General features: G+C 71.2%; 24 protein-coding genes. 7 read left to right on the forward strand and 17 right to left on the reverse strand.

The genetic code is table 11. From position 1 onward, the window contains the following. Together HUT06_RS34145 and HUT06_RS34150 are read left to right on the forward strand one after the other, a co-directional pair. On the forward strand, window positions 1-1,770 hold the full coding sequence (locus HUT06_RS34145) for a sulfatase (RefSeq protein ID WP_217711573.1): 1,770 nt from the start codon (window positions 1-3) through the stop codon (window positions 1,768-1,770). A gap of 2 nt (window positions 1,771-1,772) precedes the next feature. Next, window positions 1,773-2,609, forward strand: coding sequence for a formylglycine-generating enzyme family protein (locus HUT06_RS34150; protein ID WP_254715527.1), 837 nt, complete (start codon window positions 1,773-1,775; stop codon window positions 2,607-2,609). A 13-nt stretch (window positions 2,610-2,622) separates the two neighbouring features. Here the strand turns inward: HUT06_RS34150 and HUT06_RS34155 are convergent, their stop codons facing one another. Together HUT06_RS34155 and HUT06_RS34160 are read right to left on the reverse strand one after the other, a co-directional pair. After that, entirely contained in the window at window positions 2,623-3,216 is a 594-nt protein-coding gene (locus HUT06_RS34155) for a TetR/AcrR family transcriptional regulator (RefSeq protein ID WP_176199481.1), read from the reverse strand. Window positions 3,217-3,221: 5 nt separating this feature from the next. Then, complete coding sequence (locus tag HUT06_RS34160) at window positions 3,222-4,001, reverse strand: SDR family NAD(P)-dependent oxidoreductase (protein WP_176199482.1); 780 nt, start codon at window positions 3,999-4,001, stop codon at window positions 3,222-3,224. Window positions 4,002-4,185: 184 nt separating this feature from the next. Here HUT06_RS34160 and HUT06_RS34165 point away from each other — a divergent pair, with 184 nt between their 5' ends. Both HUT06_RS34165 and HUT06_RS34170 read left to right on the forward strand, forming a co-directional pair. After that, complete coding sequence (locus tag HUT06_RS34165) at window positions 4,186-4,722, forward strand: hypothetical protein (protein ID WP_176199483.1); 537 nt, start codon at window positions 4,186-4,188, stop codon at window positions 4,720-4,722. 25 nt (window positions 4,723-4,747) lie between these two features. Then, the gene (locus HUT06_RS34170; protein WP_176201806.1) at window positions 4,748-5,260 is read left to right on the forward strand and encodes an HXXEE domain-containing protein; all 513 of its coding nucleotides are present in this window, start codon (window positions 4,748-4,750) and stop codon (window positions 5,258-5,260) included. On the opposite strand, the gene HUT06_RS34175 is transcribed toward HUT06_RS34170, so the two are convergent. The 3 genes from HUT06_RS34175 to HUT06_RS34185 form a co-directional block, all read right to left on the reverse strand. Then, complete coding sequence (locus HUT06_RS34175) at window positions 5,257-7,440, reverse strand: hypothetical protein (protein ID WP_176199484.1); 2,184 nt, start codon at window positions 7,438-7,440, stop codon at window positions 5,257-5,259. The two genes, HUT06_RS34170 and HUT06_RS34175, sit on opposite strands and share 4 nt — an antisense overlap. A gap of 72 nt (window positions 7,441-7,512) precedes the next feature. After that, complete coding sequence (locus tag HUT06_RS34180) at window positions 7,513-8,142, reverse strand: HNH endonuclease family protein (RefSeq protein ID WP_176199485.1); 630 nt, start codon at window positions 8,140-8,142, stop codon at window positions 7,513-7,515. Between the two features lie 458 nt (window positions 8,143-8,600). Further along, entirely contained in the window at window positions 8,601-9,704 is a 1,104-nt protein-coding gene (locus HUT06_RS34185; RefSeq protein ID WP_176199486.1) for an alkene reductase, read from the reverse strand. 77 nt (window positions 9,705-9,781) lie between these two features. On the opposite strand from HUT06_RS34185, the gene HUT06_RS34190 reads away from it, so the two are divergent. Further along, window positions 9,782-10,426 (forward strand): TetR/AcrR family transcriptional regulator, encoded by a 645-nt coding sequence (locus HUT06_RS34190; RefSeq protein ID WP_176199487.1) that lies wholly within the window; start codon window positions 9,782-9,784, stop codon window positions 10,424-10,426. A gap of 229 nt (window positions 10,427-10,655) precedes the next feature. On the opposite strand, the gene HUT06_RS34195 is transcribed toward HUT06_RS34190, so the two are convergent. From HUT06_RS34195 to HUT06_RS34205, 3 genes are all read right to left on the reverse strand, one after another. Then, complete coding sequence (locus HUT06_RS34195) at window positions 10,656-11,135, reverse strand: MaoC/PaaZ C-terminal domain-containing protein (RefSeq protein WP_217711575.1); 480 nt, start codon at window positions 11,133-11,135, stop codon at window positions 10,656-10,658. A 292-nt stretch (window positions 11,136-11,427) separates the two neighbouring features. Then, a complete protein-coding gene (locus HUT06_RS34200; protein ID WP_176199488.1) occupies window positions 11,428-11,580 on the reverse strand; it encodes a hypothetical protein in 153 nt (50 codons plus the stop codon). 91 nt (window positions 11,581-11,671) lie between these two features. Beyond that, a complete protein-coding gene (locus HUT06_RS34205) occupies window positions 11,672-13,006 on the reverse strand; it encodes an HNH endonuclease signature motif containing protein (RefSeq protein ID WP_176199489.1) in 1,335 nt (444 codons plus the stop codon). Between the two features lie 674 nt (window positions 13,007-13,680). Between HUT06_RS34205 and HUT06_RS34210 the strand changes: the two genes are divergently transcribed. Then, complete coding sequence (locus HUT06_RS34210; RefSeq protein ID WP_176199490.1) at window positions 13,681-13,842, forward strand: hypothetical protein; 162 nt, start codon at window positions 13,681-13,683, stop codon at window positions 13,840-13,842. 197 nt (window positions 13,843-14,039) lie between these two features. On the opposite strand, the gene HUT06_RS34215 is transcribed toward HUT06_RS34210, so the two are convergent. The 3 genes from HUT06_RS34215 to HUT06_RS34225 form a co-directional block, all read right to left on the reverse strand. Then, a complete protein-coding gene (locus HUT06_RS34215; RefSeq protein ID WP_176199491.1) occupies window positions 14,040-14,228 on the reverse strand; it encodes a DUF397 domain-containing protein in 189 nt (62 codons plus the stop codon). Window positions 14,229-14,572: 344 nt separating this feature from the next. Further along, window positions 14,573-14,761 (reverse strand): DUF397 domain-containing protein, encoded by a 189-nt coding sequence (locus HUT06_RS34220; protein ID WP_176199492.1) that lies wholly within the window; start codon window positions 14,759-14,761, stop codon window positions 14,573-14,575. Beyond that, a complete protein-coding gene (locus HUT06_RS34225) occupies window positions 14,745-15,572 on the reverse strand; it encodes a helix-turn-helix transcriptional regulator (protein WP_176199493.1) in 828 nt (275 codons plus the stop codon). The genes HUT06_RS34220 and HUT06_RS34225 overlap by 17 nt, the downstream gene beginning before the upstream one ends. Before the next feature lie 51 nt (window positions 15,573-15,623). Between HUT06_RS34225 and HUT06_RS34230 the strand changes: the two genes are divergently transcribed. Further along, window positions 15,624-16,088, forward strand: coding sequence for an ATP-binding protein (locus HUT06_RS34230; protein WP_176199494.1), 465 nt, complete (start codon window positions 15,624-15,626; stop codon window positions 16,086-16,088). A gap of 70 nt (window positions 16,089-16,158) precedes the next feature. Here the strand turns inward: HUT06_RS34230 and HUT06_RS34235 are convergent, their stop codons facing one another. The 6 genes from HUT06_RS34235 to HUT06_RS34260 are packed head-to-tail and all read right to left on the reverse strand — an operon-like array spanning window position 16,159 to window position 21,865. Next, window positions 16,159-16,950: a MaoC/PaaZ C-terminal domain-containing protein gene (locus tag HUT06_RS34235; RefSeq protein ID WP_176199495.1), complete on the reverse strand. Its 792-nt coding sequence runs from the start codon at window positions 16,948-16,950 to the stop codon at window positions 16,159-16,161. Then, a complete protein-coding gene (locus HUT06_RS34240) occupies window positions 16,947-18,122 on the reverse strand; it encodes a lipid-transfer protein (protein WP_176199496.1) in 1,176 nt (391 codons plus the stop codon). The genes HUT06_RS34235 and HUT06_RS34240 overlap by 4 nt, the downstream gene beginning before the upstream one ends. Then, entirely contained in the window at window positions 18,119-18,625 is a 507-nt protein-coding gene (locus tag HUT06_RS34245; protein WP_254715528.1) for a MaoC family dehydratase, read from the reverse strand. Before HUT06_RS34245 ends, HUT06_RS34240 begins: the two co-directional genes overlap by 4 nt. Before the next feature lie 26 nt (window positions 18,626-18,651). Further along, window positions 18,652-19,728 carry an acyl-CoA dehydrogenase family protein gene (locus HUT06_RS34250; RefSeq protein ID WP_176199497.1) on the reverse strand — a complete coding sequence of 359 codons (1,077 nt, stop codon included), beginning with the start codon at window positions 19,726-19,728 and terminating at the stop codon, window positions 18,652-18,654. Then, window positions 19,728-20,705 (reverse strand): bifunctional MaoC family dehydratase N-terminal/OB-fold nucleic acid binding domain-containing protein, encoded by a 978-nt coding sequence (locus HUT06_RS34255; protein ID WP_254715529.1) that lies wholly within the window; start codon window positions 20,703-20,705, stop codon window positions 19,728-19,730. Before HUT06_RS34255 ends, HUT06_RS34250 begins: the two co-directional genes overlap by 1 nt. Continuing rightward, window positions 20,702-21,865 (reverse strand): acyl-CoA dehydrogenase family protein, encoded by a 1,164-nt coding sequence (locus HUT06_RS34260; protein WP_176199498.1) that lies wholly within the window; start codon window positions 21,863-21,865, stop codon window positions 20,702-20,704. Before HUT06_RS34260 ends, HUT06_RS34255 begins: the two co-directional genes overlap by 4 nt. Window positions 21,866-21,892 lie beyond the last annotated feature (27 nt).

Raw genomic sequence — 21,892 nt, forward strand, 5'->3', positions numbered from 1 at the left:
GTGAAAGCGGTCATGGTCATGTTCGACACCCTCAACCGGCGCTTCCTGCCGCCGTACGGGGCATCGGACGTGCATGCCCCGAACTTCGCGCGGCTCGCCGAGCGCACCGCGACGTTCGACAACTGCTACGGCGGGAGCATGCCGTGCATGCCGGCGCGGCGGGAGATGCACACCGGCCGCCACAACTTCCTGCACCGGGGCTGGGGGCCGCTTGAGCCCTTCGACGACTCCGTCCCGGAGATGCTGAAGGAGAACGGCGTCTACACCCATCTCGCCACCGACCACCAGCACTACTGGCTGGACGGCGGCGCGACCTACCACCCGCGCTACAACACCTTCGAGTTCTTCCGGGGGCAGGAGGGCGACGAGTGGAAGGGGCATGTCGCCGATCCCGAGGTGCCCGACTCCGTCCCGCATACGGCGAACCCGCTGCGCCGCCAAGACTGGGTGAACCGCCTCTACATGAAGGACGAGGCCGACCATCCGCAGACGGGCACGTTCGACGCGGGCGTGCACTTCATCAAGACCAACCATGCCGAGGACAACTGGTTCCTCCAGATCGAGACGTTCGACCCGCACGAGCCCTTCTTCTCTTACGACCACTACAAGAAGCTCTACCCGGACGACTACGACGGCCCGCATTTCGACTGGCCCGACTACCGGCGCGTGACGGAGACGCCCGAGCAGGTCGAGCACCTGCGGAACCAGTACCTGGCGCTGCTGTCGATGTGCGACCGGTCGCTCGGACGCGTCCTGGACCTGATGGACGAACTGTCCCTGTGGGACGACACCCTCCTGATCGTCTGCACCGACCACGGCCTGCTGCTCGGCGAGCACGACTGGTGGGGGAAGAACGCACCGCCGTTCTGGGACGAGACCATCCACACCCCGCTGTTCATCTGGGACCCGCGCAGCCGGGTCGCCGGGGAACGGCGGTCTAGCCTCGTCCAGACCATCGACTTCGGGCCGACGCTGCTGGAGTTCTTCGGCGTCGACCGCACCGCCGACATGCTGGGCGTCCCGCTGCGGGAGACCGTCGCGCGCGACTCCCCCGTCCGGGAGGCGGGCCTGTTCGGCTGCTTCGGCGGCCACGTCAGCGTCACCGACGGCCGCCACGTCTACATGCGCGCCTGCGCGGAACCGGGGAACCGGCCGCTCGCCGAGTACACGCTCATGCCCACCCACATGCGCGGCCGCATGCCGGTGGAGACGCTCCGCGACGCCACCCTGGAATCCCCCTTCTCCTTCACGAAGGGCGTGCCGCCGCTACGCCTCCCCGGCTTCTCCTACACCGACCCGCACGCGTTCGGCACGCTCCTCTACGACCTGGCCGCCGACCCCGAGCAACTGTCACCGCTCATCGACGACGACCTGGAGCTGCGCATGGCCGCCTTGATGGTCGACTTGATGCGTGCGAACGACGCGCCTCCGGAGCAGTACGAGCGGCTCGGCCTTCCGGCGGACGGCCCGGTGGCATCCGGGCACCTGCTCGTCCGGCGGCAGTGGGAGCAGGTCGTGGCGTCGGAGCGCCCGCCGCTGACCGCCGCCGAGTTCCCCGCGTCCCGCCTGTCGGTGACGACCCCGACCCGGCTCCTGGTCGCCGAACCGGCCGCCGAGGCGGTGCTGCGCAAGCACCTGGGCGCCCTCATGGACAGCCCGCTGCTGCCCGAGGCGATGCCGTTCTCCCTGCTGGAGATCGCGGGCCTGGCGGTCGGCGTCATCGACCGCGAGACCCTGCACGCGATCGCCGCCGACCTGGCGGCCCTGTGACCGTGCCGGAGCCTGGGACCGCGCCCAAGCCTGGGACCGCGCCGGAGCCTGCGCTGAAACGCCTCCCCGGCGGGACGTTCCTGATGGGCGGCGACGACCCGGACGCCAACCCCGGCGACGGCGAGGGCCCGGTCCGCGAGGTCGCCGTGGCCCCGTTCGCGATCTCCCCGTACACCGTCACCAACGACGAGTTCGCCGCGTTCGCCGACGCGACCGGCCACCGCACCGACGCCGAGCGGTTCGGCTGGTCGCACGTCTTCGCGGGGTTCCTGCCGGGCCGGCTGCGCCGCGTCTCCCCCAGGGCCGGCCGCGCCCCGTGGTGGTGCGCCGTGCGCGGCGCGGACTGGCGGCACCCCGAAGGGCCCGGCTCGACCCTCGACGGACGGGCGGACCATCCCGTCGTCCACGTCTCCTGGAACGACGCCGCCGCGTTCTGCCGCTGGGCAGGCGTCCGGCTGCCGGCGGAAACCGAATGGGAGTACGCGGCCCGCGGCGGCCTGACCGGGAAACGCTACCCGTGGGGCGACGACCTCACCCCGGACGGCGAGCACATGTGCAACATCTGGCAGGGCCATTTCCCCACCCGCAACACCGCCGAGGACGGCTACAAGGGCACGGCCCCCGTCACCGCCTTCCCGCCCAACGGCTACGGCCTGCACAACATGGCCGGAAACGTCTGGGAATGGTGCGCCGACGCCTGGGGCGACGGCAGGGCACTGCGCGGCGGCTCCTACCTGTGCCACGCGTCCTACTGCAACCGCTACCGCATCGCCGCCCGCACCGCCAACTCCCCCGACAGCTCCTCGGGCAACACCGGCTTCCGCTACGCCGCCGACTGAGCCGACCAGGCCGTCACGGCTGGAGGGACGCCCAGATACGGGACGGCAGGACGGCGGCGGCCTCGTCCAGGTCCACGGCGCTCGGATCGGACAGCCAGCGCCGCGCCGTCTCGGCGACCGGCCCGATCAGGAGCATCTCCATCATCACCGGCGACAGCCGCGCGACCCGGCCGCCCGCCACATGCGGCAGCATCCACGCCACGAGCTTCGCGATGCGCGGCGTCTTCAGTTCCGCGATGACGGCCGCGTGCTCCGGCAGGAACGCCGCATAGGCCGAGGAATGGATGAACCGTGCCGCGTCACTGCGCTCGCGCGTGAAACCCAGGTAGGCCCGTGTCGCCGCCTCGACACCCGCTCGCGCGTCAGTGACGCCGGCCAACGCGTCCAACAGGGCGTCGAGCAGGTCGGCCATGCAGCGCGCGTAGAGGGCGGCGGCGAGGCCGTCGAACGATCCGAAATGGTGGTAGAGGCTGCCGCTGCTCATCCCGGTGGCGGCGATGACGGCCTTCATCGTGAAGCCCTCGTGCCCGCGCTCGGCGTGTACCCGGAGCGCCTCGGTCAGGATCCGCGCGACGGTCTCGTCCGTGCCCTGGTGCTTAGGCGACATGGTGCTTAGGCGACATCGAGCAGTTTCTCGGCGTCGTCCCAGAGCCTCGCCGCCAGCGGCGCGTCGAGCGCCTTCGCCTTCAACGGCGTCTCCTTCCGCACGTGGAAGTACCGGCCCGTTCCGTCGGCGGTGATCAGGTCGGCGACGGGCGGCCCGCTCTTCGACGCGGGTTTCAGCGTCCACTTGACCGTCTTCAGCAGGACGCCGAAGAGTCCCGTGCGCGCGCCGAGGTCCGTCCGGAGCACTCCGGGATGGACCGCGTCGATCGTCCCCCCGGCGTCCTTCCACCGTTCTGCGAACAGCGGGACCATCATCAGGTTCGCCAGCTTCGTGTTGGCATACGTGTGGACGGCATGGAAGTCGTCCCCGGTCGGCGTCCTGTCCGGGTCGACCCGCCCGGTGACGTACAGGCCCGCGCTGACCTGCACCACCCGCCGCAGCCGCTCCTCCAGCAGCCGGTTCAGCAGGAACGGCGCGAGGTGGTTGGTGAAGAACGCCTGCTCGAACCCGTCCTCGGTGAGCACCCGGCGGCTGGGCCAGACGCCCGCGTTGTGGACGAGCACGTCGACGTCGGCCAGCTCACCGGCCAGCTCCCGCACGGCCCGCACGGACGACAGGTCGCCCACGACCAGCTCCGCACCGACCTCGCGCGCGGCGGCCGCGCCCGCGTCCGGCCGCCGCGCCACGATCACCACCCGGTGCCCCCGCCGGGCGGCCTCGCCCGCCACCGCGCGTCCCACACCCCGGTTCCCGCCGGTGACGGCGACCCGCAACGCCTCGCTCATACCGGGCACGGTAGCGAGCTCCAGAGACCTTCTCTAGAGAGAGTCTCCGATTTACCTCGCCCGTGGTACCGCCCGCCGCCCCGCTGCGCCGCCCGTCGTACGCGCGAAGCCGCCGCGCACGTGACGACACCCCCCGAACCCGACCGGCATCGTCATGGCAGACCGCACAGAAAGGACCGTGGACATGGCGATACAGGAACGCACCCGCGCACGGCAGGACGGCCGCTTCCACCTCGGCAGGCGCTGGCGCAAGACGACGCTGATCGTCCACATCGTGTCGGCCGGGGCGTGGATCGGGATCGACGTCATCGTGGCCGTCCTCGTCCTGACCGGCCGGTTCGGCACGAGCGACGACGTCCGCGGCCTCGCCTACCGGGCGCTGGCGACCTTCGTCGTGTGGCCGATGCTGACGTCCGCGCTCATCTGCCTGGTCACCGGCGTGATCCTGGGCCTCGGCACCAAGTGGGGCCTGGTGCGCTACTGGTGGGTGGCGGTCAAGCTCGTCCTCAACCTGATCCTGTGCACCCTCATCCTGGTGGCCCTCCAGCCGGGCATGGCCGAGGTGAACGACTACGGCCGCACCTTCAACTCCGACGCGCCCGAACCGGCCTTCATCTCGAACCTGTTCTTCCCGCCGGCGGTCTCCTTGACGGCCCTGACGTTCGCCACCGTCCTCGCCGTCGCCAAGCCCTGGGGCCGCCTCCGCCGCCGCTCCTCATGATCACCCCTGCCAGACTGGCGGCGTGATGCGAGATGCCGGGATCGGATTGCTCGTCGCGTGGGCGGTGCACGACACCGAGGAGGTCGCGGCCGGGCCGCGCTGGATCCGGGCGCACCTGCCGGAACTGCGGGAGCGGTTCCCGCAGGCGCCCGCCGCCGTGTGGCGGTGGATGGAATCGGTGGACGAGCGCGAGTTCGCCGTCGCCGTGGCCTTGATGGGGGCGCTCGTCGCGGGGGCGGCGGTCGACGGGCAGCGCACCGGCGGACGGTCCGCCACGTACCAGACCGCGCTCGCCGGGTTCGGGCTGCACGGCCTGGTCCACCTCGGGCAGGCCGCCGCGCTGCGGCAGTACACGCCCGGCGCGGTCACCTCGGCCCTGGTGGTCGTCCCGTACACGGTGTGGGCCCGCGCCCGGCTGCGTCGCCAGGGCGTGCTGCGTCCCGCAAGGGCACGGGACGCCGCGCTGGGCCTGGCGTTCGCCGCCGCCGGCGTCGCCGGAGCACATCTGGCCGCCCGGCGGATCACCGGGCGACGCTAAGACGTGAGGCCGGAGAGGACGGCGATGAGTTCGCGGCGCTCCTCCTCGTCCTGGCGGACCTGCCGGCCGTAGACGCCGATGCCTTGGATCGCGGCGTCGCCTTCGATCAGCTCGCGCAGTTCGGGGACGAGCGAGGCGGCGTCCGTGCCGAGTTCGCGCAGCGCGCCGATGAGCCAGGGACCGGCTCCCATGGTGGGGAGGTTGCGGCGGACGGCCTCCAGGAGCGGGGCCGGGTCACCGGTGATGTTGCGGATAGCCCGCGCGGCGGCGATGTCGGAGTACCGGTCGCCGAGGAGCTCCCACAGGCGCGGGAGGAGGGGCTCGGCGTCCGGGCCGGCGAGCCCGGCGAGTTCGGCCGCGTCCGCGGTGAGGCGGCGCCTGTCGAGTGCGTCGGCGGCGGCCCGGAGCGCCGGGGCCTTGTCGCCGGTGCGCAGCAACAGGCGCGCCGCCTCCAGCCGGTCCCGGATGGCGGACGGGTCGTCTTCCGCAGGCGTCTCGCCGGCGAGGGCGCGCAGGGCGGGGAGGACGTCGTCGATGGACAGTTCGTGGTCGGTGGGCAGCTCGTGGTCGGTGGGCAGCTCGTGGTCGGTGGGCAGCTCGTGGTCGATGGCCGTCCGCGCCGCCAACACGGGGTCGGAGGCGGCGGCTTCGGCGATACAGGCGGTCAGCCGGCCGGTGTCGCCGGTGATCGCGGCGAGGGCCCGCGCGCAGTCGAGGCGCTGCCGCCAGGACGCCTCCGGGTCGTCGCGGGTCGAGGCCAGCGCGGGCACCGCCGCCGAGGCCGCGGGGCCGATCGCGGCCAGCGCGCGGACCGTCCACCAGGTGTCGTGCGGGACGAGCCGGACGAGTTCGGGCACCGCCTCCGCCGCATCCGGACCCCACCGGTGCAGCAGCCGGGTCAGGCCGTTCACCTCGTTGTGCCGGCGCATCCTGCCGAGGTAGGCGTCGTATCCGCCGGATCCCTCAGGCTCCCCGAGAGGGATCGCCGCCAGCCGCCGCCGCACGGCCGCGAGCAGCTCCGCGTCGGCGGGCACGCCGGAGTCGATGATCAGGCTCACGGCGTCGGTCGTCACCGCGCCCGCGCCGAGCGCGGCGATGAAGGGCCCGCGCCAGCGGGGGTCGCCGAGGTCGATCAGCGTCTCCAGAGCCGCGTCGAAGACCCGCGCTTCAAGCGAGTCGGCCTCCGAGGGCGGCTCGGCGACGAGGACGACAAGCGTGTCGACGGCCTCCACCGCCACCTCGCGCACGTCGCGGATCGCGGTCGCGGCGGCGACGCGGACGCTGAGGTCGGAGTGCCGGAGGCCCGCCGCCAGCAGCGGCGCCGCCTCGGCACGGGCCGAACGCGACCGTACGCAGCGCTGGTAGACGGCGTCGACGGCCGTCCGCGCGGACTCGGCGGGCCCCTGGGCGAGCAGGGTGCGGGCCACGTCGGCGAACGACGCGCCGTCGATGCGGCCGGCGATGTCGTCGAACGGGTCGTCCGCCCAGATCCAGCCCTTCAGCGGCTCGCCGTCCATCCAGCACCGGGCGACCACCTCCGAGGCGGCGTCCGGCCACGGGAGGCCGTTGGCGGCGATCGCCCACAGCGCTCCGGCGCGGACGGTGGCGGACCGTCCCGCGACCTCTTCGGCCAGCCACGCGGCGCTGCCCTGCGGGTCGAGCCGTCCGGCGGCGGCGAGCAGGCCCGCCAGCACGAGCGGCGAGCGCTCCTTCTTCCGCCGGGCCTTGACCGCGGGCAGCACCTCGGGGGCGCACGAGTCCGGGAGGTGGCCGAGCAGGTAGGTGGCGTAGTGCCGGATGTCGGCGTCCGGGTCGTCCAGCAGCGGGACCAGCAGCGGAGCCTCACGGCCCAGGGCGGCGCGGACGTCCGCGAGGACCTGCGGGGTCGCGTCCTCGGTGGCGGCGATCGCGCTGAGCAGCGACACCAGCGCCTCGCGCCTGCGCGTCCCGGGGTCGGTGGCGAGGCGGACGACGAACGGCACCGCCCACGGCGTCGCCGTGTACAGCGTGCCCTGGTGGTAGACGCTGCTGAACAGGTGCTCGGTCGCGTCGCCGGCCAGTTCGTCGTCGTCACCGACCGCGTCGCGCAGCGTCTGAGGGAAGTCCTCCGCCGACCCGTAGGCGTGACCGAGCGAGGCCCAGTCGATGTCGTCAATGCCCTCAAGGCCGGTCGCCGCCATCGTTCTCCCTGTCCGCCGTGTCTCTGCCGGTGAATCTAGGCCCCGGCAGAGACACCTGGGCGGCGGGACGGGTCAGCAGGTGCCGAGCATCGAGGTGAGCGCGCTCTTCTCGGCGCTGTCGACCGCCAGGTCGTAGTACCACTTCACCTGGATCCAGGCGCGGGCGTAGGTGCAGCGGAACGCGGTGCGCGGCGGCTGCCACTCGGCCGGGTCCTTGTCGCTCTTGCTCTGGTTGACGTTGTCGGTGACGGCCCACAGCTCGGGACCGCCGAGGTCGTTGGCGTAGGTCTGGCGGCGGGACGTCGTCCAGGCCCAGGCACCGGACGCCCACGCCTCGGCCAGCGGCACCATGTGGTCGATGTCCAGGTCGGACGCGAGGGTCCAGGTGGCGCCGTCGTAGGGCGAGTACCAGCTGCCGGACGTCGGGTAGCAGGACGAGTCGGTCACGACGCCCGTGCCGTCCCGCTTGAGGACGGTCTCACGGGTGTTGCACGCGCCGGAGATCGTGATCCAGTGCGGGAACAGGTCGCGGTCGTAGGTGCTCTGGTGCGATTCGGCGGCGACGGTGAGCTCGGCGAGCCGGGTCGCGGCGGTGGCGGCGGACGGGATGTTCGGCGGGGTCGCGGACGCCGGCGCGTCCAGGACGGCGATCAGCGCCCCGGCCAAGAGGGCCGGGAGCAGGAACGACAGCAGTCGTCGCATGGGGGGAGCCCTTCCGCTGCCGCTCCCGGCCGGGGCGGGGGGGCGCCCCGAGGGGGATCGGGAACGGCGGCACTGCGACGGTGACATTTCAGGCAATTACGGTTAAATGTCACGCTTTGCCCAGCCGCAGGCCCACCCTTGGTCGGATGCTGCCGTCACCACCCCGCCCCCACCCCCGCGACCTGCACGACCACGGCCGGTGAGCCTCCCGATACGGGCGCGGTACAGCGAATGAAGACTCCCTGAACGAACGCTCACCCGAAGCAGGCGAGGCCGACAAAGCGGCCGGTGCGCGGGCAGGCCACAGAGCGGGCACAGGTGTCCCCTACGCCGGCGGCGTGCACAGGCCGCGCATGATGGCGCGCGAAATGATCAGCGAAAAGTCCGGCCTGCCAGCGATGTCCTGGTTCTTACTGCTCGTGGCCGGGTGGGTTCGTTACCGGCCCGCTCAACCCCGGTTACGTCGCGACCGTCTGCGCGGCCGATTCGGCCAATGTCGGGTAGTCGATATAGCCGTTCTCGTCGCCGGTGTACATCAGGCCCTTGTCGCGGACGGGGTTGAGGGGTGCATCGATACGGAGCCGTTCCACGAGGTCTGGGTTGGCAAGGAACGCACGTCCGAACGAGACGAGGTCGGCTCCCGCCTCAATAAGACGTTCGCCCGCCGCCTTCCCGCCGTCGTCGGGGAGGCGGTCCAGCGGGAGCTTGGGGTTGGCGATGAGGGGCCGGTGCCAGGACGCGCGGATCGTATTGAACGTCGGGGTTCCGGGGTCGGCGAAGGCGACGTGGGCGTAGGCGAGGTCGAGCCCCTGAAGCGCGGCGAACAGCGTGTCGTAGATGTCCTCGGTGTCTGCTTCCTCGATGCCGTTGGCAGTGCCGTAGGGGGAGACGCGAAATCCGACGTTCCCCGGGCCGATCGCCTCCGCGACGGACTTGATGACCTCGACGGCGAACCGGGTGCGGCCCTCGGCGTCACCGCCGTACCCGTCGGACCGGTGGTTGGTGTTGCCGGACATGAACTGGTGGATGAGGTACCCGTTCGCGCCGTGCACCTCGACGCCGTCGAATCCGGCGGCCATGGCGTTCCGTGCCCCTTGGGCGAAGTCGGCGACGGTCGCCGCGATGTCGTCGGCGGTCATCTCCCGCGGCATGACGGTGGGGCGGTGGCCGTTCGGGGTGACGATCGTGCCGGGCAGCGGGATCGGCGACGGCGCGAGCGGGATGTGGCCGCTGGTCTCGGGGTGGCCGACCCGGCCACCGTGCTGGATCTGCAGGAACATGCGGCCGCCTTCGGCGTGGACCGCGTCGGTCACCCGTCGCCAGCCCGCCACATGCTCCGGGCCGTAGATCGCGGTGATGTTCGGGTAGGTGCGGCCCACGACGTTCGGCGTGGCCGCCTCGGCGACGATCATCCCGGCGGACGCGCGCTGCGCGTAGTACGTCCTCATGATCGACCTGGGCACTCCGTGCGCCGTGGCGCGGTTGCGCGTCAGCGGCGCCATCACCAGCCGGTTGCGCAGGGGCGTTGAGCCAAGCCGGGCGGGTTCGAGCAGAGCGGTCATGTCGGCCCCCGAAGCCTCGTTAACGGAACAGAAATCCCAGTAAGCTGTGAACGACCGTAGCAGACACAGGAGCGCTAATGGAACAGCAGTCCCGTTTGCGGGAGGAGCCTTCCGCCCCTGACGGCTCGGCGAAGGGCCGGGCGCGCCCAGGGGGCCGGACCGCCCGGGTCCGCGCGGCCGTGCTGGCCGCCGTCATCGATGAGATCGCCGAGAACGGTTACGCCGCCCTCAACATGGACCGCGTCGCCGCCCGCGCCGGGGTCGGCCGCACCACCGTCTACCGCCGCTGGGGCACTCCTGAGGGGCTGGCCGCCGACCTGCTGGCCCTCATCGGCGAGGAGGCCATGCCGATGCCCGACACCGGCTCGCTGGAGGGGGACCTGCGCGCGTTCGCGGCCACCACGCTGGCCGCTCACCAGGACGAACGGCTCCAGGCCGCGATCCAGGGGGTGATCTCCGCCGCGTCCCGCGAACCCGCCGCCGGCAACGCCCTGCAGACCTTCTACAACGACCGCAACCGCGAGGCCGCCGCCCTGATCGACCGCGCCGTCACCCGTGGCGAACTGCCCCCCGGAACCGACGGCGTCGAGTTCTTCCGAATGTTCGCCGCCCCGTTCTGCTACCGCGCGACGATCACCCGCGAGCCGGTGGACGAGGGCGTCGCCGAACGAACCCTCGCCATGGTCCTCGCCGCCGCCCGGGCCGGGGTCTTCGTCCGATGACCCGGCCCGTGGGCGCCACCGGACGTGAATGAGAACGGGCGTCGCGGCGCAGGCAGCGATGGTGCCAGGACGTCGCCGCCCTTGCCGCGCCGGCCGCGTGCGCGCACGACGTGGGATCGGCGTTCACCGTGCCGTCCGCCTCACCGTGCCGTCCGCCTCACCGTGCCGTCCGCCTCACCGTGCCGTCCGCCTCACCGGCCGATCGGGCACCGGCTCGGCATCACCGAAGTCAGGCGAAGCGGGCGAGGGCGGCGGAGATTACCGTGCGGTCGTCTGCGGTGGCCTCGAAGAGGGTTGCGCTGGCGTCGTCCTTCCAGGTCTCGATGCGTAGCGTGTCGCCTGGGAAGACCGGGGCGGCGAAGCGGCCCTCTAGTTCGCGTAGGTCGGCTGGGTGGGCGCCGCCAGTTGTGCACAGGCCGTGCATGATGGGGCGCGGCATCCCGGCCTTCTTCGCCGCCTCCGGGTCGATGCGAGGTGGTGCCGGTCGCCCAGGGGGCGGTGGAGGGCGGCCTGGTTCGTGGCCGTCCGGACGGTCAGCGAGTCGTCCGGGGTTGCCTCGGGGCGCTTGCAGACGGGCCCGGTGACCGCCGAAGGCGCCGCATCGTGGGGCGAACAGCGACCAGGTGGCCTCGAAGCGCTCGCTCTCCACGGCCACGTCGAAGACCGCCGCCGAGCCCTTGTCCCAGACCACCGCCACGCGGGCGTTCATCTCCACGGCTCCCGAACGCGGGAGGTCCTCCAGGACGCGGAGTCGCTGGGTGCCGTGGACGGCCGTCCGGACGCCGAAGGCGCCTGCCGAGCCGAGTGTGTCCGGCGCCCACCGGGCGATTCCTCGAAGACGAGGTCGGGGTCGGCGTCATCCGCGCCGTCCGCCAGCACACAGAGGGTCGCTCGGGTCTCGCCATAGGTGACGGTCTGAGCTCCGAGGGCCTTGGCGATCCACTCACTCGTGTTTTCTGTGGATGGGCAACATCCCACACCCTCCAGCTCGCTCCACTCGGTCAGTGGTCCGCTCCCGAGATCAGGCCGCTGGTCGGGATGCCGGTCCCGGCGGTGACCAGGACGTTGTGGACGTCGCGCGACCGGTTCGACGACCTGCCGCGCGGCAGCCGCACCGCCCTGAAGACGAGGCCACGCCCCAGGGCCTGCCGCACAGGCGGAGTACCGCCGAAAGCTGTCTCCACACTTTGAGGGGACTCGCAGAGCGGCAAGTGCCGAAGAGTAGCTGCTCCCAGACTGCTCGTGTTACGGCCCGGCTGTCTGGCGGCGGCTCTTGTGGGGGACGCGCCGGGTCTGGCGGGCCCGTGGCCGGACGTGGTGTGTGGTGGTCGTCCAAAGGTCGTTGGCTGAGGGTTGCCGCACCGGCGGTGTGTGGGTGCCGGGTGGGCCGTCGGGTGACAGGACGCGGTAGACGTAGCGTCCGGCATGGTCGTGAAGAATGGCGATTTGCTGGGGGTTGGTGTGTTTGAAGCGGTTGTGCCATCCGCAGGTGAGGGTGAGTTGGTCGATGTCGGTGGGGCTGTGGCCGAGGGCCCAGCCGTGGACGTGGTCGACTTCGCACAGCGTCCCGGGCACCTCGCACCCCGCGACGGCGCAGGTCGCGTAGAGGGCTTCCAGGACTTGGCGTTGTGCGGCGGTGGCGAACCGGACCCGATGCCCTAGGTAGAGCGGGGTGTTGCCGTGTCCCAGGATCAGGGGTGAGACTCCGGCGTTCAGGGCGATGCGCCGGGCCTGTTCTGCGGGGATGGGGGTGCCGTCGGTGAGCCGTGCCGGTGCGGTGCCGCCGGTGAGGGTGTCCAGGTCGCAGATGACGGTCACCTTGGTGGCCTTGTGCCCGCCCGCCAGCACGCTGGTCAATGCCGCTGCGGTGCGTTCGGACAGGTCGCGGTGGTCGTCGGTTCCGGCGGGTTTGGCCAGCGGCCCCAGGGTGCCGTCCCAGATCGCTGCGTCTTCGGCGTTGAGCCAGCCTTTGATGTAGCGGCCGCCGTCCAGGGACCGGGTCGAGTCGATCCAGGACCGCTCGTACCCCCGCGCGGCGTCCTCGGGGGCCTGCTCGTGCCCGTCGCGTTCGGCGATGAGGTCGGTGATCTTGTTGCCGAACGCGGCGACCTTGCCCGCGGAGAATCCTTGCCCGGCCAGGTCGAGGAGGATGTGTTCGGCTGCGGTGCAGTCGGTGTCGTCCAGGCGTGCGACGGCGGCGCTGATGGTGCCGGCATAGCCGTAGGACAGTTCCCCGTCGATGAGGCGGCGGGTGACTTCGGGGAGGCGGTGGCGCTGGCGGGCCAGGTGCAGGCGTTCCCTGGCGCGGGCTTCGCGCATGCCCAGCCGGGTCCGCAGCCACGCCAGCGTGGAGGGCAGCCCCCACCGGCGCATCTCCCCGGAGGCGTCGACGCGGGCGATCCGAGCGGCCAGTGCGCTTTCGTGCTGGTCGGTGGCGCGGGCGAGGGTCTCGGCCTGGGCGAGGCAGGCGGCGGCCGAGGCGGGCGCGTCGCGGTGGGCGAGTTCGGCCGCGATCGCCGCCGCCGCGTCCACCAGCTCTGCGGTGGACATCGACGCGGTGTCGATCCAGCTCGAACACATGACTCAATGTTATCGAACACTCACGCAAGATCACCCGGTTTTGATAAAGAATCTTGTCGTCTTTACCGCCGAGCCGAATCGGGGAATATTTCGCCCACCCGGGCGCCGTAAACGGACCGGATCACCCAGCCGCGGTCTTTCGGGGCCGAAGGCCCCGGGTCCAGGGCAGCGGCCACGCACCGACCCGCAGCCGAACCACCACACCCACGCCACCGAGCCCAGCCGAAGTGACTCCAGCCCACCACGACCGCAACGTCCACACCGACCCGCAGGGGCCACCGCAACCGGGCACCCGCAGCAACCACACTATTCCGGTAAAAGACCGCCGCAACCGGGACCAACAACAGAACCCCCGCCAATTCGGCTTTCCCCAAGCCGCCTCCACCACCGACGGCATCGAGTTGCCGAACCGCCAGCTGCACAAGGTCACAAGGCGGGCCCGGGGGTGGCAGGCCAACCGATCGTCGACCGGCGGTGTCTCGTGGCTGGCCAGCTTGTCGCAGACCAGACGCGCCCTCGGTCATCAACCCCGACGCCACATCCGCCCGATGGTGGACTCGCTCAGCCTGGTGCGTTCGGCCATCGAGGTCCGCACCAGTGCGAGGCGCCCAGCGGGGTCTGCTCGAAGTGAGTGCGGCCACACCCCCAAGGACGCCGAGGCTACCGTGGGCGACTTGGAAGCCTGGCGGGGCGCCGACGCCGAGGTGGTCGACTACTACGCCCGGCTTCTGGCCACGACATGGCTGGAGGCGTTCTGGACGCCCGCCCACCCGTGGGCCCGGGCAGTCGTCGATGCCGCCGTCCGGTGGGCCATGCACCGGCGCGACCGGCGCTGAACACGAGTAGGGCGCCCCCGTCCACCCAGAGGAGGGCGAGGGGCGTTCGCGGTGGGGCCCACGGTGTCTCGCTCAGGACACGCGGGACGCGGAACACGATGAGCAGCCAACCCTCGATCGCCGGGTCCGTCACCGACGTGAACCGGAAGGCGCGCGGGAGGTGCAGCCGAGCGAAGGTTGAAACCACTGATCCAGACCTAATCCAGGTCGTTGCGCTTCACACGCTCCAGGAGCCCGGCGAACGCCTCCCGGCCGAACGCCAGCCGCACCACGTCGGGATCCTTGGAGTCACGCACCAGAACCACCCGGCCGCCCAACTCGGCCAGTTCCACACACGCATCGTCGTTCCCACCGCCGCTGTAGGAACTCTTCCGCCAGGTGATCATTCGTACGTCCTTAACGTCTCTTCCATCAAGGCTCGCCAATCGACCCGAGCAGCACGAGTGCATCGATCTCTTAAAAATGTACTTCGAGAAGAAGCGATTCGTCGCCCGCATCAATCAGGGGCCCGCGACCTGCGAAAACTCGGCCGCGAGCAGGCGGCGGCACGGAAGGTGAAGCATCGTTGAATCATCAGCCTTGCGGCGGCCCCGGCCACGAGGCCAGTGCTCTTGATGAAGAGGACGCGCCGGCTCCGGCCACCGCCCCAGTCGTCCAGCCCGGGCGCTGGTACCAGCGCCCGGGCTCACGTCAGCGTGCTTACCGGGGGCTCACCACCCCGTTTTTCCCGCTAAAGGCTTAGGTCCCCGCGCTTCGCGCGCTCCAGGAGCCCGGCGAACGCCTCTCGCCCGAACGCCAGCCGCTCCCCGTCCGGATCCCTGGAGTCACGCACCCACACCCGGCCACCCGACTCCGCCAACTCCACGCACGCAGGATCGCTGTCACCACCACTGTGGGTGCTCTTACGCCACTCGATCATTCGCGTATGTCCTCATCGTCTGCTCGATCAAGTTCCGAGAGTCAGCCTTCGAGAGCGCAACGGCACCGATCTGGGCGAATCGAATTGCAAGCTTGGCGATCTCGTCTCCGCCTTCAATGAGCCGCCCGCCGAGCTGCGCGCCCACGTACGCCACCTCACGGGAGCCTACTCGAAGTATCTGGATCGCCCCATCATGACCGGGATGCCGACCTGCCGATCGAGGGACGATTCGGACGGCCGATCTCGGCGAACTGCCGACTTCTGCTAGATAGGAGAGTTGCTCCAGCATCACGTCGGGTCCACCAACGTGGGACTCCAACACCTCTTGATCGAGAAGAACCCAGAGATAGGGCGGCTCCTCCTTGGCCAGAATCTGCTGACGCTGCAAGCGCGCTTCAGTCTCCTTGACGACGTCCAACTTCTGGTCACTGTCAGCGACGAGTGCGCGGGTGTACGCCTCCGTTTGCAGGAGTGCCGGGACGGTCTTGCCGTGGTAGACCTCAATATTCGAGGCGCCCCGCTCGTACTGGAGGTACTGCTTGTACCAGTCGGGGTCGTGGCCGCTGCAAGCAAACATGAACAGGCGCTCGAAGTGGCCGCCGGTGTTCCATGCCTCGTCCAGGCGCTTCATGTAGATGGCGCGCGGACGCAGACGTCCCGCTTCCCAGTTGGATACGGTCGCCCGGGTCACGTGGACGATCATGGCGGTCTGCGCGAGCGAGAGACCTCGCTGGGTGCGATGAAACCACAGGTCAAAGGCCAGCCAGGCCCACAGTGAGGACGCCGGGTCGATCGACTCTCGAACACTCATCGCTCCCCCACGGGTGTATCGCGCCACCTCGAAATCACTTCACGTTAAGTCATGAACACCAAGAGTGAGGGCAGAATCCGCGAACTGGGGATGGTTCTCATGAATGGTCTTGGTCTCGTCACTCCGGCGTCTGGCGTCCCCGAGGTCCGGCTGACCTTGCTCGCCGTACCGTCAACCGTCGTGCTGGCTCGCGAACTCGTCCGCTACGCCCTGACGAACTGGGGATTCAGTCGCGAAGTGATCAACGACTCGACGCTCGTGATGAGCGAGATCGTCACCAACGCCGTCACGGCGGCGCGCGGCCGGGAGATCCGGCTCCGCTGCGCTCTCGAGGACGGGACGCCTCTCCTGGAGTGCTGGGACCCGTCCCCTGATCTACCGAACCCGGCCCCGCCGTCCCTCACGGCCGAGAATGGGCGCGGCCTCGCCATCGTCTCCGCCTACGCCAAGGAGACCGGCACGCGCCCCTCAGCCACCTGCGAAGGAAAGATCGTCTGGGCTCAGATGCCCGTCTGACCCCGTTTCAAGAGAGCGAGGGTATGTGGGAGGCACGGCGTGCCTCCCACACCCCCCGCAAAGATCGAAGTCAGGCGAAGCGGGCGAGGGCGGCGGAGATTACCGTGCGGTCGTCTGCGGTGGCCTCGAAGAGGGTTGCGCCGGCGTCGTCCTTCCAGGTCTCGATGCGTAGCGTGTCGCCTGGGAAGACCGGGGCGGCGAAGCGGCCCTCTAGTTCACGTAGGTCGGCTGGGTGGGCGCCGACGGCCGAGGCGAGGGGCAGGGTGATCGCCGCCAGCGTGCACAGGCCGTGCATGATGGGGCGCGGCATCCCGGCCTTCTTCGCCGCCTCCGGGTCGATGTGCAGGTGGTGGCGGTCGCCCAGGAGGCGGTAGAGGGCCGCCTGGTTCGTGGCCGTCCGGATGTCGAGTGTGGCGGACGGCGGTGTTTCTGGGCGGCGGCGGGCGGACGGGCCTCGGTCGCCGCCGAAGCCGCCCGCGCCCGGGGCGAACACCGACCATGTCGCCTCGAAGTACTCGCTCGCCACGGCCACGTCGAAGACCGCCGCCGAGCCCTTGTCCCAGACCTCCGCCACGCGGGCGCTCATCTCCACGGCGCCCGAGCGCGGCAGGTCCTTCAGCACGCGCAGGCGCTGGGTGCCGTGGACGGCCGTCCCGGTGTCGAACGCGCCCGCCGAACCGAGGGCGTCCAGGGCCCACTGGGCGAGGGTCAGCGCGAACGTCGGGAGGACGCGGAGCTTCTCTTCGAAGACCAGGTCGAGGTCGGAGGCGTCCGCGCCGACCGCCAGCGCGTAGAGGATCGCCCGGGTCTCGTCATAGGTGATGGTCCGGGTGCCTAGGTCCTTGCCCTGCCATTCGTTCACGCGTCGGCTCCCAGGATCAGGCCGCTGGTCGGGACGCCGGTGCCGGCGGTGACCAGGACGTTGTGGACGTCGCCCGGCTGGTTCGAGGACGTTCCGCGCACCAGGCGGACGCCCTCGGCGATGCCGTTCATGCCGTGGATGTACGCCTCGCCGAGCTGCCCGCCGTGGGTGTTGAACGGGAGCCGGCCGCCGAGTTCGAGGTTGCCGTCCGCGACGAAGTCCTTGGCCTCGCCCTTGGCGCAGAAGCCGAGCTCTTCGAGCTGCGGCAGCACCAGCGGCGTGAAGTGGTCGTAGAGGATCGCGGCCTGGACGTCGGCCGGGGTGAGCCGCGACTGCGCGTACAGCTGCCGTCCCACCAGGCCCATCTCGGGGATGCCGGTGATCTCGGAGCGGTAGTAGCTCGTCATCATGTGCTGGTCGTTGCCGGACCCCTGCGCGGCGCCCCAGATCAGCGCGGGGCGGTGCGGGAGGTCGCGGGCGCGCTCGGCGGACACGATGACCAGGGCCTGGCCCCCGTCGCTCTCCTGGCAGCAGTCGAGGAGCCGGAGCGGTTCGGCGATCCAGCGGGACGCCTGGTGGTCTTCGAGGGTGATCGGGCGGCCGTGGAACCACGCGGCCGGGTTCTTCGCGGCGTGCGCCCGGTCGACGACGGCGACGCGGCCGAAGTCCTCGCTGGTCGCGCCGTACTCGTGCATGTAGCGGCGGGCGAACATCGCGACCCACTGGGCGGGCGTCGACAGGCCGAACGGGTTCATCCACGCGTACGCGGCGCTGTCGGCGCTGACGTCCATCGGCCGGTTCGCCTGGCCGAGGCCGTAGCGGGTGCCCGAGCGCTCGTTGAACGCGCGGTAGCAGACGACGACGTCGGCGACGCCGGTCGCGACGGCCATCGCGGCCTGCTGGACGGTGCCGCAGGCGGCGCCGCCGCCGTGCCCGATGCGGGAGAAGAACTTCAGCTCGCCGATGCCGAGGTTGCGGGCGATGTGGATCTCGGAGCTGGTGTCGGCGGTGAACGTCACCATCCCGTCCACGTCGGACGGCTGGAGGCCGGCGTCCACGATCGCGGCGAGCACGGCCTCGCAGGCGAGCCGCAGCTCGCTGCGCCCGGACTCCTTGGAGAACTCCGTGGCGCCGATCCCGGCGATCGCGGCCGCTCCCGGCAGCACGCTCATGCCCCGCTCCCTTCCAGCTGGACGACGGGCAGTTGAACCACGACGGTGCCGGTGACGTGCGGGCCGATCGCGTTCACGCCGCGCACCTTGATCTCCACCCGGCCGCCGTCCCGCTTCTCGGTGACGGTGCCGGTCAGGACCATCGTGTCGCCCGGGTAGTTCGGCGCGCCGAGCCGGATCTTGATGGCCTTGACCACGGCGGCGGGCCCGGCCCAGCTCGTGACGTACCGGTCGACGAGCCCGTTCGTCGTCAGGATGTTCATGAAGACGTCCTTGGAGCCGCGCTCGACCGCGAGCGACGGGTCGTGGTGGACGTCCTGGTAGTCGCGGCTCGCCAGCGCGGTCGCGACGATCATCGTGCGGGTCAGCGGGATGCGCAGCTCGGGGAGCTCCTCCCCCACCGCGACGTCGGCGTAGGCGCGGTTCACCTTGTCCCGGCTCACCTTGTCCCGGCTCACCTTGTCCCGGCTCACCTTGTCCCGGCTCACCTTGTCCCGGCTCACCTTGTCTCGGCTCACCTTGTCCCGGCTCACAGGGCCGCCCCCAGCAGGTCGAGGTCGGCGGACGCGCCGCCGAGCGTCCCGGCGAGCTGCTTGCCCCACAGGAAGTGGCGGTGCACCGGGTAGTCGACGTCCACGCCGATGCCGCCGTGCAGGTGCTGGACGCGGTGGACGACGTTCAGCCCGCCCTCGTCCGACCACCACTTGGCGACCAGGACGGCGGTGTCGGCGTCCTCCCCGGCGGCGACCAGAGAGACCGCGTGCCAGAGGCAGACGCGGAGCGCGTCGATCTCGATGTAGCAGTCGGCGAGCTGGTGCTGCGCGGCCTGGAACGTGGCGAGCGGGCGGCCGAACTGCTCGCGGCCGGACAGGTAGTCGGCGGCCATCCGCAGCGCGCCCTCGGCCACGCCGACCTGGAGGGCGGCGACCGAGACGCGGGCGAGCCGCAGCGCCTCCGCCAGCGCGCCCTCGCCGAGGGCCTGCGCCGCGACGCCGTCCAGGGTGAGGTGGCCGGCCTTGTCGTGCGTGGTGGTCTCGGTCGCCTCCCAGAAGGCCCCGGCGGCGGACGTCTCGACCAGGAACAGCCCGGGGCCGTCCGGCGCGGACGCCGACACCAGCACGTGGCTGGTGCCGAACGGGGTGGGGACGACCGCCTTCGTGCCGGTCAGCAGCCACCCGTCGCCGTCGGGGACGGCGGCGCAGCGCGGCGCCGCCGGGTCGGACGGCCCGAACTCCTCCAGCGCGACCGTCAGCCGCGCGGACCCGTCCAGCACGGGCGGCAGGATCTCCTGCTGCGCCGCCGACCCGTGCGCGGCCAGCGTCATCGCGGCGACGGCGGCCGGCCAGACCGGGACGGGCGCGACCGCGCGGCCCTGCTCCTCCAGCAGGACGGCCAGCCCGGCGGCGCCGAGCCCGGCCCCGCCCGCCTCCTCCGGCAGCGCGATGCCGAGCAGCCCCGCCGCGCCGAGTTCGGCCCACAGGCCCTCGTCCACGCCGCGCTCGGAGGATTCCGCGGCCTTGATCCGCGCCTGGGACGCCTGATCGGTGAAGATCTGGCGGGCCAGGTCCCGGACGGCCTCCAGCTCCTCGCCCAGGGTGAAGTCCATCAGCGCTCCTTAGCGTCTGCGTCGGCCGGGCGGAACGCCGGCAGGGACAGGTCGGGGTCCGGGTCGATCCAGTCGAGGACGACGGGCATGCCGATCTCGACGTCGTCCGGCGCGACCCCGGTCATGTTCGCGATCAGCCGGGTGCCCTCGGTCAGCTCGATCACCGCGACGACCAGCGGGTACTCGAAGGCGGGGTGGCGCGGGTGGTGGTTGACGACGTAGCTGTAGACGTGGCCGTTCCCCTGCGCCTCGACGGTGTCCCACTCGAACGAGCCGCACTGCGGGCAGCACGGGCCGGGCGGGTGCCGCAGCGACTTGCAGTCGGCGCAGCGCTGGATGACGAGCCGGTGCTCGCGCGCCGCCTCGAACCAGAACGCGTTGTCGAGGTTGATCGGGGGCCGCGGGCGCAGCGCCTTCGGCTTCTCCTCCTCGGCCGCCGGCTTCTCCGGGGGGCGGAAGCGCAGCAGCCGCCACCCCTGCGTCGCGACGACCTCGCCGGACGCGTCGCGGTAGGTCCGCAGCGTGGAGATGAAGCGGCCGACGCCGAGCCCGGTCTTCTTCTCCGGGGAGATCGCCTGCACGACCTCCTCGACGCTGACGCGGTCGCCCGGCACCAGCTCCCGGACGAACTCGAACTCCGAGTCGGTGGCGACGACGGAGGTGTACCCGCCCTCGGCGAGCAGCGCCGTCAGCTCGTCGGAGCCCGTCGGCTCCGGGTCGGGGCGGACGGACGCCGCGTAGCCGCGCATCGTCCACGCCTGCACCATCGACGCGGGCGCCACGACGCCGTCGCGGCCGGTCTCCTTGGCGGCGTCCTCGTCCAGGTAGACGGGGTTCTCGTCCGCCATGGCCTCGACCCAGTGCCGGATCATGGGGAGGTTCACCGGGTCCTGCCCGAAGCGCCGGGTCAGCAGCTCGCGGCCGACCCAGGACTGCAGCCTCTCCTCGTAGTCGTCCATAACCGCGTAGTCGCTCATGACCGCTTCACCCTCGGCAGGCCCAGGCCCTGGACGGCGACCATGTCGCGGAGCACCTCGTTGACGCCGCCGCCGAACGTGTTGACGATGCCCTGCCGGGACAGCTGCTCGATCTGCCCGTGCAGCACCGCGCCCGGCGACTCGGGGCGGATCCGCCCGGCCGCGCCGAGCACCCCGGTCAGCGTCCGCTGGACGAAGATGTGCGTCTCCGTCCCGTAGGTCTTGGTGGCCCCGGCCTGCGCGCCGGTGAGTTCCCCCGCCTCGACCGCCATGGTCATCTTCCAGTTCATCAGCCGCATCGCCTCAAGCCTCGCGTACGTGCGGGCGAGGTCGGTCCGGACCCACGGCAGGTCGATCACACCGTTGTCGCGGGCCCAGTCGCGGACGTCCTCCCACAGCCGGATCATCCGGCCGCCGAGCGCGGCGAGGCCGATGCGCTCGTGGTTGAGCTGGGTGGTGATCAGGCTCCAGCCGCCGTCGACGTCGCCGACGACCGAGGACGCGGGCACCCGGACGCCGTTGTAGTACGTCGAGGTCACGACCATGCCGCCGACGGTCGGGATCGGGCTCCAGGAGAACCCGTCCGCGTCGGTCGGGACGATCAGGATCGAGATGCCCTTGTGCTTGGGCGCGTCCGGGTTGGTCCGGGCGGCGAGCCAGATGTGGTCGGCGGTGTTGGCGCCGCTGGTGAACACCTTGCTGCCGTCGATGACGAACTCGTCGCCGTCCAGGACGGCCTTGGTGCGCAGCGACGCGAGGTCGGTGCCGGCGTCGGGCTCGGTGTAGCCGATCGCGAAGACGATGTCGCCGGACAGGATGCCGGGCAGGTACTTCTTCTTCTGCTCGTCCGTGCCGAAGCGCATCAGCGTCGGGCCGACCGTGTTCACCGTGACGAACGGGAACGGCAGCCCGGCGCGCTGCACCTCGTCGAAGAACACGTACTGCTCGGCGATCGACTTGCCCTGCCCGCCGTACTCGGCCGGCCAGCCGTAGCCGAGCCAGCCGTCGTTGCCGAGCATCTTGACGATCTCGCGGAACCGGTCGCCGCCGACGCCCTGCTCGCCGGCGCGCCGGCGCACGTCCTCGGGCAGCAGGCCCGCGAAGTACGCCCTCAGTTCCGCGCGCAGTTCGCGATGCGCGTCGGACTCACGCAGATCCATACCTGCCCTTTCCACGGTTCACGGAGC

Source organism: Actinomadura sp. NAK00032 (assembly GCF_013364275.1).
Taxonomy (GTDB): Bacteria; Actinomycetota; Actinomycetes; order Streptosporangiales; family Streptosporangiaceae; genus Spirillospora.

Bases quoted from the DNA above. Each gene is read 5' to 3' on its own strand.
- HUT06_RS34260 (WP_176199498.1), bottom strand. From the start codon at position 21,865: ATGGATCTGCGTGAGTCCGACGCGCATCGCGAACTGCGCGCGGAACTG.
- HUT06_RS34180 (WP_176199485.1), bottom strand. From the start codon at position 8,142: ATGCGACGACTGCTGTCGTTCCTGCTCCCGGCCCTCTTGGCCGGGGCG.
- HUT06_RS34205 (WP_176199489.1), bottom strand. From the start codon at position 13,006: ATGTGTTCGAGCTGGATCGACACCGCGTCGATGTCCACCGCAGAGCTG.
- HUT06_RS34225 (WP_176199493.1), bottom strand. From the start codon at position 15,572: ATGAGTGTTCGAGAGTCGATCGACCCGGCGTCCTCACTGTGGGCCTGG.
- HUT06_RS34155 (WP_176199481.1), bottom strand. From the start codon at position 3,216: ATGTCGCCTAAGCACCAGGGCACGGACGAGACCGTCGCGCGGATCCTG.
- HUT06_RS34170 (WP_176201806.1), top strand. From the start codon at position 4,748: ATGCGAGATGCCGGGATCGGATTGCTCGTCGCGTGGGCGGTGCACGAC.
- HUT06_RS34215 (WP_176199491.1), bottom strand. From the start codon at position 14,228: ATGATCACCTGGCGGAAGAGTTCCTACAGCGGCGGTGGGAACGACGAT.
- HUT06_RS34195 (WP_217711575.1), bottom strand. From the start codon at position 11,135: ATGAACGCCCGCGTGGCGGTGGTCTGGGACAAGGGCTCGGCGGCGGTC.
- HUT06_RS34250 (WP_176199497.1), bottom strand. From the start codon at position 19,728: ATGGACTTCACCCTGGGCGAGGAGCTGGAGGCCGTCCGGGACCTGGCC.
- HUT06_RS34240 (WP_176199496.1), bottom strand. From the start codon at position 18,122: ATGAGCGTGCTGCCGGGAGCGGCCGCGATCGCCGGGATCGGCGCCACG.
- HUT06_RS34165 (WP_176199483.1), top strand. From the start codon at position 4,186: ATGGCGATACAGGAACGCACCCGCGCACGGCAGGACGGCCGCTTCCAC.
- HUT06_RS34175 (WP_176199484.1), bottom strand. From the start codon at position 7,440: ATGGCGGCGACCGGCCTTGAGGGCATTGACGACATCGACTGGGCCTCG.
- HUT06_RS34220 (WP_176199492.1), bottom strand. From the start codon at position 14,761: ATGATCGAGTGGCGTAAGAGCACCCACAGTGGTGGTGACAGCGATCCT.
- HUT06_RS34255 (WP_254715529.1), bottom strand. From the start codon at position 20,705: ATGAGCGACTACGCGGTTATGGACGACTACGAGGAGAGGCTGCAGTCC.
- HUT06_RS34230 (WP_176199494.1), top strand. From the start codon at position 15,624: ATGAACACCAAGAGTGAGGGCAGAATCCGCGAACTGGGGATGGTTCTC.
- HUT06_RS34190 (WP_176199487.1), top strand. From the start codon at position 9,782: ATGGAACAGCAGTCCCGTTTGCGGGAGGAGCCTTCCGCCCCTGACGGC.
- HUT06_RS34185 (WP_176199486.1), bottom strand. From the start codon at position 9,704: ATGACCGCTCTGCTCGAACCCGCCCGGCTTGGCTCAACGCCCCTGCGC.
- HUT06_RS34160 (WP_176199482.1), bottom strand. From the start codon at position 4,001: ATGAGCGAGGCGTTGCGGGTCGCCGTCACCGGCGGGAACCGGGGTGTG.